This is a genomic window from Rubrivirga sp. (assembly GCF_965213695.1).
Classification (GTDB): Bacteria; Bacteroidota; Rhodothermia; order Rhodothermales; family Rubricoccaceae; genus Rubrivirga.
Genome location: NZ_OZ243912.1, coordinates 952,276 through 968,637, shown reverse-complemented (window position 1 = coordinate 968,637; position 16,362 = coordinate 952,276). Strand labels below are relative to the sequence as shown.

At 72.1% G+C, this 16,362-nt stretch carries 12 protein-coding genes; 9 read left to right on the top strand and 3 right to left on the bottom strand.

The genetic code is table 11. The annotated features are described in order from the left end of the window. Positions 1-50: 50 nt before the first annotated feature. Positions 51-1,085 carry a L,D-transpeptidase gene (locus tag ACOOHE_RS04270; RefSeq protein ID WP_420456560.1) on the top strand — a complete coding sequence of 345 codons (1,035 nt, stop codon included), beginning with the start codon at positions 51-53 and terminating at the stop codon, positions 1,083-1,085. A gap of 25 nt (positions 1,086-1,110) precedes the next feature. Further along, the gene (locus ACOOHE_RS04265) at positions 1,111-1,635 is read left to right on the top strand and encodes an NADPH-dependent FMN reductase (RefSeq protein WP_420456559.1); all 525 of its coding nucleotides are present in this window, start codon (positions 1,111-1,113) and stop codon (positions 1,633-1,635) included. Between the two features lie 94 nt (positions 1,636-1,729). Here ACOOHE_RS04265 and ACOOHE_RS04260 read toward each other — a convergent pair whose 3' ends face one another. The 3 genes from ACOOHE_RS04260 to ccsA form a co-directional block, all read right to left on the bottom strand. Beyond that, positions 1,730-3,136 (bottom strand): hypothetical protein, encoded by a 1,407-nt coding sequence (locus tag ACOOHE_RS04260; RefSeq protein ID WP_420456558.1) that lies wholly within the window; start codon positions 3,134-3,136, stop codon positions 1,730-1,732. A gap of 203 nt (positions 3,137-3,339) precedes the next feature. Beyond that, positions 3,340-4,050, bottom strand: a complete 711-nt coding sequence (locus ACOOHE_RS04255; RefSeq protein ID WP_420456557.1) for a hypothetical protein — start codon at positions 4,048-4,050, stop codon at positions 3,340-3,342. A 64-nt stretch (positions 4,051-4,114) separates the two neighbouring features. Then, positions 4,115-6,631, bottom strand: coding sequence for a cytochrome c biogenesis protein CcsA (gene ccsA, locus ACOOHE_RS04250; RefSeq protein WP_420456556.1), 2,517 nt, complete (start codon positions 6,629-6,631; stop codon positions 4,115-4,117). Between the two features lie 382 nt (positions 6,632-7,013). Between ccsA and ACOOHE_RS04245 the strand changes: the two genes are divergently transcribed. The 7 genes from ACOOHE_RS04245 to ACOOHE_RS04215 all read left to right on the top strand — a co-directional run bounded on the left by ACOOHE_RS04245 (position 7,014) and on the right by ACOOHE_RS04215 (position 16,362). Further along, positions 7,014-9,293: a phage tail sheath family protein gene (locus ACOOHE_RS04245; RefSeq protein ID WP_420456555.1), complete on the top strand. Its 2,280-nt coding sequence runs from the start codon at positions 7,014-7,016 to the stop codon at positions 9,291-9,293. 45 nt (positions 9,294-9,338) lie between these two features. After that, positions 9,339-9,851, top strand: a complete 513-nt coding sequence (locus ACOOHE_RS04240) for a phage tail protein (RefSeq protein ID WP_420456554.1) — start codon at positions 9,339-9,341, stop codon at positions 9,849-9,851. 42 nt (positions 9,852-9,893) lie between these two features. Further along, on the top strand, positions 9,894-10,604 hold the full coding sequence (locus ACOOHE_RS04235) for a phage baseplate protein (RefSeq protein ID WP_420456553.1): 711 nt from the start codon (positions 9,894-9,896) through the stop codon (positions 10,602-10,604). Positions 10,605-11,556: 952 nt separating this feature from the next. Beyond that, complete coding sequence (locus ACOOHE_RS04230) at positions 11,557-12,828, top strand: DUF4255 domain-containing protein (protein WP_420456552.1); 1,272 nt, start codon at positions 11,557-11,559, stop codon at positions 12,826-12,828. Then, positions 12,825-14,816 (top strand): ATP-binding protein, encoded by a 1,992-nt coding sequence (locus ACOOHE_RS04225; RefSeq protein WP_420456551.1) that lies wholly within the window; start codon positions 12,825-12,827, stop codon positions 14,814-14,816. The genes ACOOHE_RS04230 and ACOOHE_RS04225 overlap by 4 nt, the downstream gene beginning before the upstream one ends. Further along, a complete protein-coding gene (locus ACOOHE_RS04220; RefSeq protein WP_420456550.1) occupies positions 14,813-15,064 on the top strand; it encodes a hypothetical protein in 252 nt (83 codons plus the stop codon). Before ACOOHE_RS04225 ends, ACOOHE_RS04220 begins: the two co-directional genes overlap by 4 nt. Then, complete coding sequence (locus tag ACOOHE_RS04215) at positions 15,061-16,362, top strand: DUF4157 domain-containing protein (protein ID WP_420456549.1); 1,302 nt, start codon at positions 15,061-15,063, stop codon at positions 16,360-16,362. Before ACOOHE_RS04220 ends, ACOOHE_RS04215 begins: the two co-directional genes overlap by 4 nt.

The following is a 16,362-nucleotide window of genomic DNA, read 5'->3' as shown; positions in this document are numbered from 1 at the left end:
CCCCGCCGGTTGCCCCGGGGTATACTCGACCCACCTCAGCATTCGATCCCATGTCGACGATCTCGCTCGCGGGGCGCGCCCTCGCCGCCCTCCTCGCCCTCACGGTGCTGGCCGCCCCGGCGTCGGCCCAGAGCCGCGCCGACCTCGCCGCCGACGCGGCCATCTCGGCCGACTTCGCCGAGGACGGCAACGTGACCTACTTCAGCCAGTCGTGGCTCGTCGACACGATGAACCGGCGGACGGCCGAGTCGATCCGCGACGTGCCGCGCGTCTACTACGACTACTACGTCGTGCCGCAGGGCCAGAACCGGCTCGAAGCGCGGCTCTCGCTGTACCGCCGGTTCGGCGGCGACCGCGACGTGATCAAGCCGCTGTTGTGGCTCCTCAACCGGAACGACCTGGAGAACCTCAGCCCCGGCGACACGCTCATCGTGCCGACCCACTTCGGGCTCGACTTCCGGGCGTACTCGCCGTTCCCGCGCTACTACCCCGGCGCGCAGCGGGTCGGGAAGGTGGTCATCTTGGACAAGCAGATCCAGGCGTGGGGCGCCTACGAGAACGGCGAGCTGGCGAGGTGGGGCATCATCAGCACGGGCGTCGAGAGCGCGCGGACGCCGAGCGGCCGGTTCAACGTGAACTGGAAGCAGGACTACCGCGTGAGCACGCTGAGCCCGGGCTACGGCTCGTCGGCGCCGGACGCCGAGCTGTGGGAGATGTACTGGGTGATGAACCTCCACGAGGCCCGCGGCATCCACATGCACCAGTACGCGCTGCCCACGTCGGGCCCGGCCTCGCACGGGTGCATCCGCCTGCTGGAGCCCGACGCCCAGTGGCTCTACAACTGGACCGACACCTGGGACGTCGAGAACCAGCGCGACCCGATCTCGTCGGTCGGCGCCGAGATCACGGACCAGGGCACGATGGTCTTGATTATCGGCGAGGACATCTCGGAGCCGCCCCAGCCGTTCTTGCACCGCGACGAGTACCCGGTGATCCGGATGGTCAACCTCCCGCCGGACCCGTACCAGGTCCCGGCCGGGACCGACCAGCAGAAGGCGTTCGACCGGCTCGCCGGCCGGCGCTAGCCCGCGCGGCTCTGCCCCCGGGCCCATGACAATCCTCGCGCTCGGGGGCAGCCTGCGCGCCGCCTCGTCCACTGCCGCTCTGGTCCGGGCCACCGCGAGCCTGGCACCCGACGGAGTCACGGTCGACGTGTACGACGGGCTCGGCGACCTCCCGCTGTTCTCGCCCGACCTCGACGCGGACGGGCCACCGCTGGCGGTCGTCCGCCTCCGGCGGCGCGTCGGGGAGGCCGATGCCGTCCTGATCTGCACGCCGGAGTACGCCTACGGGATGCCCGGCGCGCTCAAGAACGCGCTCGACTGGCTCGTGTCGTCGGGCGAGCTCTACCGGAAGCCCGTCGCGGCGCTGAGCGCGTCGCCGTCGGCGCGGGGCGGCGACCGGGCACTGGCGTGGCTCCGCCAGACGCTGACGGCCCTCGACGCGGCAGTCCCCGATGCGGCCTCGTTCGCCGTCCCGTTCGTCAAGCAGACGCTCGACGGGGACCGAGTGAGCGACTCCGACCTGGCGGACCGGCTGCGCGCGGCGCTGGTCGCGCTCGGGGCCGCCGGCTGATCGCCCGCGCCCGGGGCGCATCCATTACAGCCGAGCCCCCCGACGACACGTCGGGGGGCTCGGCGCGTTCAGGCCGTGTTCGCCGTGCCGCCGGCTACTCAGCCGGCACGATGTCGACGACGACACCGAGCTGGGGCCGGAGCCGGATCCGCAGGACCTCGCGCGTCTCGGCGTCGACCGAGAACGTCTGGTCCGGGGCGCCCTCGGCCACCACGTCGACGGGCCACGCCGTCCGGCCGTCGACCTCCTCGGGCTCGCCGACGGCGAACTCGATGGTCATGGGGCCCTCGCTCGGGTTGACCGTGTGGTACGCCCCCCGGTAGCCGGCCTCGAGCGTAACGAGCCGGACGGCCTCCGCCGCGAACGACGGGTCGAAGACCGGCTCGTCGAACGTGAAGTCGACGTCGGTCGTCTCGCCGCCGGACGTCCGGGTGCCCGTGACGGTCAGGCCGTCGTAGGCCAGGTCCACGACGGTGTCGCCGGCCTCGATCCGGGTCGAGATGGGCGCGAGCGACGGGTAGGCCATGACCGACCGCTCGGTCGTCTGCTGCCCGGCGATGGCGATGACCGTCTCGGACTCCACGGTCAAGGTGCCGGCGGCGCGGTCGATGACGACCGACCGCGTGAGCGTCCCGATGTCCTGCTGCTGCGGCTCGACGAGCTTGACGGTCCACGCTCGGTCGTAGTCCGCGAGCGCGTCCACCGCGAGCCGGTCGAGGCCGGGGCGGAGCGCGACGGCCGGCGTCGCGGCCTGGGCGGCGAGGGCGGCCAGCGAGGCCTCGGTGACGGGCTCGCTCACGATCTCGGTGCCGCCGCGCGCGGTCGACGTGGTCGCGATGAGGGCCCGCGTCTGGGCGTCGACGAAGTGGCGGCGGGCCGAGCTGCCCCGGGCCGTGCTCGACTCCTCGACGACCCACGCCTGGGCCACCGTTCCGTCGGCGCGCGTGAACGGTTCCTCTCCGACGACCGTCAGCGAGATGTCGCGCAAGCGTGTGTCGGCGGTGAACGTCGGCACGGTGGCCCGGTAGCCGGCGCGGAAGGGGAGCGCGCGGGCGACGAGCGGGACGGCCTCGGGCGCGAAGACCGGCCCTGGGAGCGTGATGTCGAACGGGAGCGGGTCCCAGTCGCCGCGGCCGTAGCGGCCGGTCACGCGGGCGCCGTCGTAGGTGGTCGTGCCGGTGCTGGTGCCGGCCGTCCGCATCCGGGTGCGGGGGGCGAGCGTGGGCCAGGTCATCGTCACCGTCGACTCGTAGTCCATCCCCGCCTGGGGCGCGTCGGCCTCGGTGACGACCGTGACCACGTCGCCCTCGCGGCTCACGGTCGAGACGACGGTCCCGAGGTCCTGGGCGCGCGGCTCGACGACGCGGATGCCGACGGTCTCGGTGTCGACGGTGAGCCCGGCCGTCATCAGGTCCGGGTGGCCCGGCCGCAAGACGACGGCGTCTTGGGCCAAGACGGGCGCCGCGACGAGGACGAGGGCGGCCAGAAGCAGAAAGCGCATGGGGTAGAGAGCGTGGTGGGGTGGACGGGGAGTACGGTTCGAACCCGCGCTGGGTCCCCTGGGCACGACGCCGTGCCCCCCGATGACGACCGGGACCGGGGCTCGCGACGGCTACGCCTCGGCCCTCAAACGTGGGCCCGCCGAGGACGGGGGCGTGGGCCACCGACGCCCAGGTGGAGCCCCGAGCGACGGCGAGACCGGAGTCAGTCCGCCGGGCGGATCTCGATGCGGACGCCGGGCTGGGGCGAGAACCGCGTCGCGAGCAGCGCCCGCGTCTCGGCGTCGACGACGTAGGTCATCGTCATCGGGCCCATCTGGGCGTCGACGGTCCAGGCCGTCCGGTCGCCCATCGTCTCCTGGCCCGTCACCGTGAGGACGGCGTCGGCCGCCTCGTCCGGCGACTGCGTGACGAAGACCGGCACGCGCGCGACGGCGCCCTCGGCGAGCGGCAAGCTCTGGGCGATCTCGCCGAGCCACGCCGAGTCGAACACGGGCGCGTCGGTCATCAGCGTGACCGTCGCGGCCTCGCCGGTGCGCGGCGTGAGCATCCCGACAACGCCCTCGTCCATGAACTCGAGCGAGGCCTCCTGGGCGCCGCCGGTCGAGCGGTGGACGCGCGGGGCGAACGTGGCCGCGTCGGCCACGAGCGAGTCGGTCTGGGTCACCCCCTGCATCGGGACCGAGACGCGCACCACGCGCGTGACCTCGCCGCCGGCGACCGTCACCGTCTCGACGGCCGTCCCGATGTCCTGCTGCATGGGCTGGACCAGGCGGATGGTGTAGCTCCGGCTCCCGGGCGTGACCCAGTCGGTGACGAGCGTGCCGTCGCCGGGGACGACGACGAGCGTGTCGGCCTGGGCCGAGGCGGGGGCCGCGAGAAAAAGGGCGGCGAGGAGGGCGAGCGACAGGCGCATGGGAGGCGGGAGAAAGAGGACGGAGCTACGGTCTCGCCCGCGCCGGGTTGCGCCGGCGCCCCAGCTACCGCCGCGCCTCCCCCATCCGCCGACGGAACGAGACGCCGAACCCGAGCCCGACCAGCCCGGTCCCGATCCACAGCAGCGAGATGAACGGCTTCTCGTAGGCCTGGACCACGACCCACTCCTCGGCGGCCACCGTCGCCCCGTCGAACACCAGCCGGATGGCGCCCTCGTCGACCACCATGCCCGCGAACGCCGCTCCGAGCCCCCAGTCGACGGCCCGGTTCTGGACGAACTGCTGGCGCCGGTCCGTCGTGATGACGTAGACCGGCCGGAGCACGCGGCTCTCGCCCGTCGTCTCGTTGCGGACGTCCAAGCGCGCGGCGACGGCCAGGTCGACCGAGTCGCGCTCCAGCCCGACCGCGTCGAGGTCGACCTCGAGCTCGTAGTCCTGGAACGTGACCGTAAAGGCGTGGTCGTGTGCCAGCGTCGCCAGCGTCACCGAGTCACCGCGGGCGAGCGTGACCTCGGCCTGGCCCTCCGCCGGATTCTCGCTCATCGCCGACGGGAAGACGGCCACGTACAAGTCGCGCGTGATCCCCTCGCGGACGTCGGGCTGCTGGATCCACTGGTCGCGGCCGTCCTTGTAGACCACGTTCCGCGTCTGGAACTGGCGGCCCCGCCGGTCCACGACGTCCATCACGTAGACCGGCCGGCCGTCGTCGTTCACCTCCTGGCCGGCGTAGGTCCAGCGGTAGCCGTCGGCCGCGACCGTCCGCCCCAGCGGGACGACGACGTTCTCGCGGCTGCCCTGGACGTCGGTCCCGGCCCCGTCCGAGATCGGGTCGTTGAACACCGACGACGCGAAGATGCCCAAGAGCAGCACGCCGAACCCGACGTGGGTCAGGCTCCCGCCGACCATCTTGAGGTTCCCCTTCCCGACCCGCCACATCACGCTGAGGTTGCCCCACAGCATGAAGAAGGCCGAGAACAGCAGGAGGAGGAGGAGCAGGCTCGTCCCGTGCGTCCCGAAAAAGCCGGACACGGCGGCGGGCAGCAACCCGGCCTCCGCCGGGGCCACCGTCCCGGGGGGCGCCTCGACGCCCAGGCCCGGGCCCGGCGCGACGGTCTCCTGCACGAACGGCGTCAGCAGGACCACGGCGGCGGTCGAGACGACGGTGGCCACGACGGGCCGGAACAGGACGCGGTTGGCGTCCTCGACGGTCATCTTGCGCCACCAGAACAGCTGGCCCATCCCCGCCAAAAACGCGATGCCGACCGCCAGCGGCAGCGTCCACGTGTTGTAGAACGCGACCGGGACGGCGCTCGGGTTGTCGCGGAACAGCTGGCCGAAGATGGGCGCCGACGTCCCAAGCGCGATCACGCCGCCGGTCACGGCCAGCAGGAGCGCGCCCGTGAACACGAGGGACTCGCGGCTGAGCACGGCCGGCGGCGTGGCCGGCGCCGGCAGGTCGCGCCAGCGCCAGACGAGCAGCCCGAAGCCCAGCGCCCCGACCGTCGTGATCCAGAGCAACAGCTGGTTGTACAGGCCGAGGTCGACGAAGCTGTGGACCGAGACGTCGCCCAAAATGCCGGACCGGGTGAGAAACGTCGAGTAGATGCACAACTGGAACGCGAGCACGCTCAGCCACAGGGCCGCCTTGTGGCCGGCCGCCGTCTTCTTCTGGACCACCATCGCGTGCAACCCGGCGACGGCGAACAGCCACGGGACGAGCGACGAGTTCTCGACCGGGTCCCACGCCCACCACCCGCCAAAGCTCAGCGTCTCGTAGGCCCACCACCCGCCCATCATGATGGCCACGCCCAGCACGCCCGAGCCCGCCAACGCCCACGGCAGCGCCGGCTTGACCCACTGCGTGTACCGCCGCCGGACGAGCCCGGCGACCGCGAACGCGAACGGGACCATCAGCAACGTGAACCCGACGAACACCATCGGCGGATGGATCGTCATCCAGGGGTTCTGGAGGAGGTCGTTGAGCCCCTGCCCGTCGGCCGGGACGAAGCCGGCGACCTGGAGCATCGGGGCGTCCGGGAACTTGTCGGCGAGCGGCTGGAACAGGTCGGCGCCGACGGCGACGGGGCCCAGCCGGAGCCCGACGATCATCGACAGCACGAACGCCTGGCACAGCGCGACGACGGCGAGCACCGGCCCGGCGAACTGGCGCCGCGCCTCGTCAACGGCCGGCCCCCCGTCCGTCCGCAGCGACCACCGGATGAGCAAGGCACCGACGACGGCCGTCATCATCCCCCACAGCAGGAGCGAGCCCTCCTGGCCGGCCCAGAACGCCGAGAACTGGTACCGCAGCGGCATCGCCTCGGACGTCTGCTGGTAGACGTAGGCCAGGTCGTAGTGGCCGCCGAACAGGCCAGTCCACAGCATGGCCGCCGCGACGACGCCGCCGGCGCCCATCGTGGCCCAACTCCACCGTCCGATCCGGGCCCACGCCGCTTGCGCCTCGGGGTCGGTCCCGCGCGAGGCGAGGACGAAGCTGACGAGCGCCGCCAGCGACGCGACAAAGGCGACGACGAGAGAGACGTGGCCGACGGGTCCGATCATCGTGGGGGTGGGTTCAGCCTGGAGCGCAGCCTACGCACGGGGGCCGATCGGTCGTGCGCACGGCCCGTGGATTCGGTGCGAGCGAGGGTGACAGGCCGGGCGGCGGTTTCTGGTACCGACGGTTAGCAAGCGTCTCACCGAGGCCCCGCGCGGCAGTCTCGGCTCGCGACTGGCCTCAGACGGAAGCGGACCCGTTGCCTGTGACAACAGCCAAGTTTTTTAACGCATAACGGCGGGCGTTCCAACGGCTCACCCTAGACTCCCCTCTCGGGGCGACGCCGGCCATGCGGAGCGACACGGGCCGGCCGGCACGCGCCCCCACCTGCTCCCTGGCGTCTCGCCCCTCCGCGGGGGCGACGCCGACCATTAGCTGATTCGAGCAATGCCTACTGCCCCGACGTATCCCGGCGTCTACATCGAGGAGGTGCCCAGCGGGGTGCGGACCATCACGGGGGTCGCCACCTCCGTCGCCGCGTTCCTGGGCTACTTCTCGCGCGGGCCGATGAACCGGCCCGTCCGCATCTTCAACTTCGGCAACTTCGAGCGGGCCTTCGGCGGGCTCCGTGCCGACAGCGAGGCCGCCTACGCCATCCAGCAGTTCTTCCTCAACGGCGGCGGCCAGGCCTACGTCGTCCGGACGGCGGCGACCGTCACCGAGGCCACAGCGAGCGTCACCCTCCGGGACGGGACGGACGACGTGCTGACCCTCGACGCGGTGACCGCCGGTGCGTACGGGAACGGAATCCGTGTCGGAGTGAGCCACGAGGACGCCACCACGCCGACGAGGTTCAACTTGATCATCTCAGTGGAGGGACCTCTCTCGACCACGGAGACTCACTTCAACGTGACACTGGCGGAAGCGAGAGACGCTATCAACGCTGCCTCGGGGTCGGACCTCGTGACGGCCACCCTCCCCGCCGGTGCGTCCGGCCGGCCGGACGCCGGGGTGACGACGCTGACCGGGGGCGTGGATGCGGCACCGGCCGCCGCGTCCGTTGTGCTCGGCAGTTCCGCCGACGGACCCACGGGGCTTCTCACGCTGACCGCCGCGAGCGAGGGGACGTGGGGCAACGCCCTCCACGCCCTCGTTGACTACAACACCGTAGACCCGGCGACGACCTTCAACCTCACGGTCGTCGAGGTCGGCGTGGCCGACGGTCGGACGCAGACGGTGGCGACCGAGGTGTTCCGCAACCTCACGCTCGACCCGGCGAGCTCGCGATACGTCGTGGACGTGGTGAACGGAGGCTCGGCGCTGGTCCGGGCCGAGGCCGTCGGGACACCGGATGCGATGGCGCGGCCAGCCCACTCGGGTACACTGAGCGGCCCGGTCGACCTCGACGGGCTGAGCGGAGGTGAGACCTTGAAGGTCTCGGTCGATGAGGGCACGACGACGTACGCCGTCGGGGTCGACGCCGGCACCCCGTCATCCGTCGCCGCACTGGCGGCCGACCTCCAGTCGAAGATCCGCGCGGCTCACTTGTCACTGGCGACCGTGACCGTGCGCGCAATTGGGACGGCCGCCACCCAGCAGCACCTCCACGTGAGCTCGTCCGGCGCGACCTCCGTGGTCACGTTCTCCGACGTCGGCGCCGACGGCGACACGCTGGCCGGACTTCTCGGCCTCGACAATGCCGGCCGCACGAACGTTCAGCAGTACGTGCTCGGGACCCCGACCGCAGCGGGCGCCCAGATCCTCCCTGGAACCCCGGCGGCCCAGCAGGCGGGTGCTGATGGGAGCCTGCCGAACGCCGCAGCTCTGATCGGTACCGAGGCCGACAAGACGGGCCTGTTCGCGCTCCTCGACATCGACCTGTTCAACCTCCTGTCCGTCCCGGACACCATGCGGCTGACGACGACCGACGCCGCTGCCGTCGCTACGGCCGCGACGTTGCTCGCCGAGCGCGAGCGGGCGTTCTACATCCTCGACGCGCCCCAGCCAGCCGACAACCCGCTCGACCTGCCGACCGAGATCGAGACGTGGCTGGGCACCGACGGCGCCAACCTCCGCCACAAGAACGTCGCGCTGTACTACCCGCGCCCGGCCGTCCCGGACCCGCTCAACGACTTCCGGCTCCGCGAGGTGGCCCCGAGCGGGACCATGGCCGGCGTCTACGCCCGGACCGACGCCACGCGCGGCGTGTGGAAGGCGCCGGCCGGGACCGAGGCCGTCCTCCGCGGGACCCAGCGGCTCGAGTACACGCTGACCGACGCCGAGAACGGCGTGCTCAACCCGCTCGGGATCAACGCGCTCCGGACGTTCCCGGTCTTCGGGACCGTCGCCTGGGGCGCCCGGACGCTCGACGGCGCCGACGCGCTCGCGAGCGAGTGGAAGTACGTCCCGATCCGACGGCTCGCGCTCTACATCGAGGAGAGCCTGTTCCGAGGGACGCAGTGGGTCGTGTTCGAGCCGAACGACGAGACGCTGTGGGCCCAGATCCGGCTCAACGTGGGCACGTTCATGCACACGCTGTTCCGCCAGGGCGCCTTCCAGGGTGCGAAGCCGTCCTCGGCCTACTTCGTCAAGTGCGACGCCGAGGCCAACCCCCAGGCCGACATCGACCGCGGCATCGTCAACGTGGTCGTCGGGTTCGCCCCGCTCAAGCCGGCCGAGTTCGTCATCGTCAAGATCCAGCAGATGGCGGGCCAGCTCGACGTCTAGCCCAGACGGCCCCGCCCCGCTCCTCGCCCTTCGCCCGGTCCTCCCATGCCCCAGTTCAGCGTCAATCCCGAACGGTTCGACCCGTACAAGAACTTCAAATTCCGCGTCGTGATGGACGGCCGCGCCGTGGCCGGCGTGAGTAAGGTCGGCGCGCTCAAGCGGTCGACTAAGCTCGTCGAGCACCGGGACGGGGCCGACCCGAGCACGTCGCGGAAGTCGCCGGGCCGGACCGAGTACGACGCGATCACGCTCGAACGCGGCAAGACGCACGACCTCGAGTTCGAGCAGTGGGCCAACAAGGTCTGGGGGTTCGGCGCGGGCCTGGGCTCCGAGGTCTCGCTCGCCGACTTCCGCAAGGACCTCATCATCGAGGTGTTCAACGAGGCCGGGCAGAAGGCGCTGGCCTACAAGGTGTACCGCTGCTGGGTCTCGGAGTACCAGGCGCTCGCCGACCTCGACGCCAACGGCGAGGCCGTCCTGATCGAGTCGATCAAGATCGAGAACGAGGGGTGGGAGCGCGACGACGCCGTCTCCGAGCCGACGGAGCCCTCGCTGTAACGCGCCGCCCGTCCCGTGACCTGAGCGCCCGCCCCGCCCGTGATGCCCCCGACCGCCTCCCAGTTCCTCGACGTCTGCGAGCGCGGGCGCGGCCGGCCCCCGGTCGAGCGGGCCTTGCTGCTCCTGGGCGCCGCCCATCCAGAGACGTCCCCGGACGCCCTGGCCGCGCTCCCCATCGGCCGCCGCGACGCCCGCTTGCTCGACCTCCGCGAGCGGACGCTCGGGCCGACGCTGGAGCTCGAAACGCGGTGCCCGGCGTGCGACGAGCGCCTCGACCTCGACCTCGGCGTCGCCGACCTCCTCGCCTCGGCGCCCGACAACCACGCGCCGGCCCCGCTGGAGGTGGACCACGGCGGCGTCCGCGCGACGGTCCGCCTCCCGACCAGCGCCGACTTGGCGGCGGCCGAGACGCCCGACGCCCTGCTGGCGCGGTGCGTCGTGGGGGCCCACTACGCCGACGGCGCGCCCGTCGAGGCGCTCCCGGACGCGGTGGCCGAGGCCGCCGCCCAGGCGATGGCCGAGGCCGACCCCCTGGCCGACGTCGAGCTCGCCTTGTCGTGCCCGGCGTGCGACCACGGGTGGCTCGAGCCGCTCGACGTCGCGGGGTTCGTCTGGGCCGAGGTCGAGGCCTGGGCGCCGCGCGTGCTGCACGACGTCCACCGGCTCGCGTCGGCGTACGGGTGGGCTGAGCGGGACGTGCTGGCGATGAGCGCGTGGCGCCGGGACCAGTACCTCCGCCTCCTGGGGTCATGAGCGGGTTCCTCCAGCGCTTGATCGACCGGAGCCACGGGGCCGAGCCGGGCCCGCGCCCGCGCCGCCGGTCCCTGTTTGAGCCGCCGGCCGGCCTCGGGCCGCTCACCGGACCGGCGATCCCGCTCGACGTCCTCCCGGCAGAGGTCCCGCTCTCGACGGAGGTCCCGGTGGTTCGCCCAGCGAGGGCGCCCTCGGCCCTCGAACCCGAGCGCCCCGACGACCGACTGCGACCTGACAAGAAGGCCGCTCATCCGCCGCGCAAGCAGGCTCCCAAGCCGAGCCGTCCGGACCCCCGCCCGGCCCGGCCCGTCGCTCCAGCGACCGTCGTCCTGGACGCCGCGCCCTCTCCCAACACACGCCCGTCGCGAACGGGCACGCCCCCGCCTGCGCGCTCCGACGACCCCGCTGCGACGGAGGCCTGGCGGGCCGAGCCACCGGGGCCCGGCCCATCCAGCACCCCGCGAGTGGAGGAGTCGCGCCGACCGAACGCGCCAGCCCCCACCTCCCCGCCTCGGTCCCCAGCCGTCGCCGCTCCACCGCCGCCGACGGCCCGTCTGGAGCCCCGCCGCTCTCTCCCCGCTTTATCAGCGCCATCCCTCGGCGACGCCTCTCCCCCGCCAGCCCCCGAGTCCGAGCCGCCGCGCCGTTCTGGAGGACCGCGCGGGCCTGCCGCGCCACCCGTGGAGTCGCTCCGACACTCACCCCCGGCGGAGCCGGCGCCTACCGGTCCCGAGCCCCGGACGCAGCGTCGGGCACCGGTCGCGCGAGCGGGACCGCGACGGAAGAACGCGGCCTCCCCCACTCCACCCCCCGAGCCTGGGCCGACGGTCCACGTCTCTATTGGGCGGGTTGAGGTGCGGGCCGTCCGGGCCGAGCCGCCGGCCGCACGTCCGCGCCGGGCCGCGCGTCCCGCGCCGCTCGTCTCGCTCGACGACTACCTGAAGGCGTCGTCATGAGCAGCGCCCTCGCCCTCGCCTCGGTCACGGCCGTCCTCCGAGAGACGGTCCACGACGCGCTCGTGGACCACGACGTGAGCACGATCGTGCCGGACGCCGCCGTGACCGCCGTGGCGCCGGACCAGATCACGTTGGGCGACGCCGGCCCGAACGGGATCAACGTGTACCTCTACGGGACCTCGCCCAACGCGGGATGGCGCAACGCGGGGCTCCCGTCGCGCAACGGCCGGGGCGCTCGGCTCTCGAACCCGCCGCTCGCGCTCGACCTCCACTACCTCCTGACCGCCTACGCCTCGAACGACTTCCACGCCGAGGTCCTGCTGGGCGTCGCGATGCAACGGCTCCACGAGGTCCCGGTCCTCGACCGCGCCACGGTCCGCGCGGTCTTGCAGAACGGGACGATCCTCGACGGGCGGTTGGCAGGCTCCGCCTTGGCCGACCAGGTCGAACTGGTCAAGCTCATGCCCGAGCCGATGGAGGCCGAGCGCGTCTCGAAGCTGTGGTCGGCCTTCCAAACCAGCTACCGGCCCTCGGCCGCCTACCGCGCCTCCGTCGTGCTCGTCGAGGCCGAGGAGCCGGTGCGGACGCCGCTCCCCGTCCTGACGCGCGGCCCCCGCGATCCCGTCACGGGCGACGAGCGAGGGGTGATCGCGATCACCGGGCTGATCCCCCCGGTCCCCACGCTCACCGGCCTCGACGCGCCCGCGTCCCAGCTGGCGGCTCAGATCGGCGACGCCGTCGTCCTGAGCGGGCACCACCTCGACGGATCGGGCCACCGCGTCACGGTCTCACACACGCGGTTCGACGCAGCCCACACCCTGACGCCCGACGCGGTCGTTGCCGACGCGATCACGGTCACGGTCCCGACCGGCACCCCGGCCGAGTGGCCCGCGGGCCTCTACACGGTCGAGATCTCGCTCACGCGCGACGGCCGGGACCTCACGACCAACACGCTCCCCCTCGCGCTCGCCCCGACGATGGACGTCGTTGGGGTCACGGTCACGCTCAGCAACGGGACGGCGCTCATCGAGGTCCCCGTGGTGCCACACGTCCGGCCCGAGCAGACGGCGTCGCTCGTGGTCGGGTCGCGCGAGATTCCCGCCGAGCCGATCACGGCGACCACCGCGACGCTGTCGTTCGTGATGGACGACGCCGAGGCCGGCACCTACCTCGCCCGGCTCCGGGTGGACGGCGTCGAGAGCGTGTTCATCGACCGGGCGACCTCGCCACCCACGTTCGACCCGTCCCAGGAGGTGACTCTCGCATGAGCCGCACCGACGCCCCTGCGACGTGGCGCGAGCCCGATCCCAGCGCGCTCACCGTCGCGCTGGCGGAGGTCCGCGCCGCGCTCGACGCGCACGCCGCCGCGAGCAACCCTGCGAGGTCCCCTCTCCCCCCGGGAGAGGGACAGGGTGAGGGGCCAACCCTGGTCCCATCGCCGACGTCAGCGGCCGATGAGCCAACCGGGCCGCCCGCGCTCGACCACCTCGTCCAGGCGTTTAGGCTCTCGCCGTTCGAGAGCGCCGTCGTCCTGCTGTGCGCCGGGGTCGAGTTGGACACGTCGTTCGCCCACGCGTGCGCCGCGGCCCAAGCCTCCGGGCCGACGCCGCGCCCCACGTTCGGCCTGGCGCTGGCCGCGCTCGCCGGCGCGCACTGGAGCGCGCTCGCGCCGACGGCCCCGCTCCGCCAGTGGCGGATCGTCGAGGTCCGCCCGGGCGAACGGCTCGTCGACAGCCCGCTCCGCCTGGACGAGCGCGTGCTCCACCACCTGATGGGCGTCGCGCCGCTCGACGAGAACCTGGTCGGGTTCGTCCAGGGCGTGGAGGCCGCGCCCCTCGTCCCGTCCCACCGCAAGACGGCCGACGCCGTCGCGGGCGTGTGGCAGAGGAACCCGAGCGGCGTGCTGCCAGCCGTCCAGTTGTGCGGCGCCGAGGCGGCCGGCGCGCGCGACGTGGCGGCCGGTGCGTGCGCGGCGCTCGGGCTCGGGCTGTTCCGGATGCCGGCCAGCGTGATCCCGACGGGCGTCCACGAGCTCGACGCGCTCCTCCGGCTGTGGACGCGCGAGTCGGTCCTGAGCCGGGCTGGGCTCCTGCTCGACGCCCACGACCTCGATGTCGGTGACGCCGCCCAGGCCGGGCGCGTCCGTCGGTTTGCGGATGAGGTCGGCGGGCCGCTCCTCGTCGCGTGTCGAGAGCGGATCGCGCTCGGTCACCGGCCCTCGGTCGCCTTCGACGTCGGCCGGCCGACACGGGCGGAGCAGCGCGCGCTCTGGGCCGAGACGCTGGGCGAGGCCGCCGGCCGGCTCAACGGGCACGTCGACCGGGTGACGGACCAGTTCGACCTGAGCGGGCCGGCCATTCGCGCGGCCGGCGCACGGGCCCTCGACGGGGGCGGCGAGCCGGGCGATGCGCTCTGGCACGCCTGCCGTCTCCAGGCCCGCCAGGGGCTCGACGGGCTCGCCCACGTCGTCGAACCGCGCGCGACCTGGGACGACCTCGTCCTGCCCCCGGCGCCGCTCCGCGTGCTCCGCTCCGTCGAGGCCCACGTCCGCCACCGGCTCCGCGTCCACGAGGCGTGGGGGGTCGGCGCGCGGTCGGGCAAGGGGCTCGGCATCACGGCCCTGTTCAGCGGCCCCAGCGGGACCGGCAAAACGTTGGCGGCCGAGGTGCTGGCGCACGCGCTCGGGCTCGACCTCTACCACATCGACCTCAGCGCCGTCACGAGCAAGTACATCGGCGAGACCGAGAAGAACCTCCGCCGCGTGTTCGACGCCGCCGAGGCCGGCGGGGCCGTCCTGCTTTTTGACGAGGCCGACGCGCTCTTTGGCAAGCGGAGCGAGGTCAAGGACAGCCGCGACCGCTACGCCAACCTCGAGGTGAGCTACCTCTTGCAGCGGATGGAGGCCTACCGCGGGCTGGCCATCCTGACGACGAACCTCAAGGGCGCCCTCGACACGGCCTTCGAGCGCCGGCTCCGCTTCCGCGTCGCTTTCCCGTTCCCCGACGCCGACCAGCGGGCGGCCCTGTGGCGCGGCGTGTTCCCGGCCGCCACGCCAACCGACGGGCTCGAGCCGGCGGCGCTCGCCCGGCTCAACGCGACCGGCGGTACGATCCGGACCGTCGCGCTCCACGCCGCCTTCCGGGCCGCCGCCGCCGGCGGACCGGTCACGATGGGCCACGTCCGCGACGCCGCGCGCGACGTCTACGCCCAACTCGAAAAGCCGCTCACCGACCGCGAGATCGCCGACTGGGCATGACGCTCCACCTCCACATCGACCGCCTGGTCCTCGACGGGCTCGGCCCGCTCGACGGCGACGCCGTGGCCGCCGCGATCCAGGCCGAGGTCGCCCGGCTCGTCGCCGAGGGCGGCGTGCCGGCGCTCGACCGGGACCTCCGCCGGCCGCATCTGGATGGGGGCGCCTTCGGCTTGCCGCCCGGCACGGACGCCGAGGGCGTCGGGCGGCACGTCGGCCGGCAGATCTACACCCGCCTTTCGGAACGATGAAGACCCCCGTGCTTTCTCCGACCCACCGGACGGCTCCCGAGCCCGTGCGCTCGTCCAGCATGCTTCAGCGGTGCGCGTGTGGGGGACAGAAAGGCCCCTCCGGCGAGTGCGCCGAGTGTCGTCGCAAACGGCTCGCGCGCACGCGGCTCCAGCCCAAGCTCACCGTCAACACGCCGGGCGACCGCTACGAGCGCGAAGCCGACCGCGTCGCCGACGCCGTGACGCGCGCACCCGCCGACGCGGCCCCGCTGGCGGCGCCGCTCGAAGTCCAGCGCGTCGGGACGGGAGGCGCTGGCGTGGAGGCGCCCGCGTCCGTCGACGCCGTGCTCGCGTCGCCCGGCCAGCCGCTTGACGGCGAGACGCGGCAGTTCATGGAGGCCCGGATGGGCCACGATTTCTCCGGCGTGCGGGTGCACACGGGCAGCCGGGCGGCGGCCTCAGCTCGGGAGGTAGGCGCACGGGCGTACACGGTCGGGCGGGACGTGGCGTTCGGGACGGGCGAGTACCGGCCCGACACGGCCGGGGGGCGGCGGCTGCTCGCGCACGAGCTAATGCATGTTGCCCAACAACGCTCAGGGAGGGTCGTCCAACGGTTTGTGGACGAGAAGGAGGTCGCCCGACAGCTCGCTCAAAGGACAGCGCAGACAGTCGCGCGCGAGGGAGCCACGCACCGAGTTGTCGCGAAGGCAGGGTGGGGCCACTTCTGGAAGATAGTCGTCGCACAATTCGCGCTCCGGGGTGGAACGGCGGCGACGATAGCCGCCGCAGACGGCCCCATTCCGGCCGGCGATCTCATCGCTCTCGGCCTCGCCGTCTGGACGGTTTACGACATCGTCCGTTTGTGGGACGTGCTTTGGGAGCTCGCTGATCAGTTGGCAGCTTCAACTTCATCATCGCCGACCCCGAAACCTGTTCCCAAACCGGTACCGGATGAGGGAAGCGATTCGCCTCCTACAGAGCCAAGCCATGAAAATCAAAGAGACAGATGCGTTGACAAGACTATGTATGTATGTAATGAATATGAGTCAAGCGAATTATATAGAGACGAGATAATAATGCAATATTTTCATAAAAATGTTAGTCAAGATACTATAATAGATTGTTCACCTGCAAGAATTGATAACTATGAATCAATAGTTTACGATTGCAATTATCAACCAGGATGGTCTTATCATTGTTACGTAGGAAAACACAGTGTTCCTATGAGCATATTCAAATGCCTATGCTGCAACGATGATGGCACAGACGGTTTTATATGGAGTGACAAATCTCATAAAAGCAGAGGACTCTACCATTAG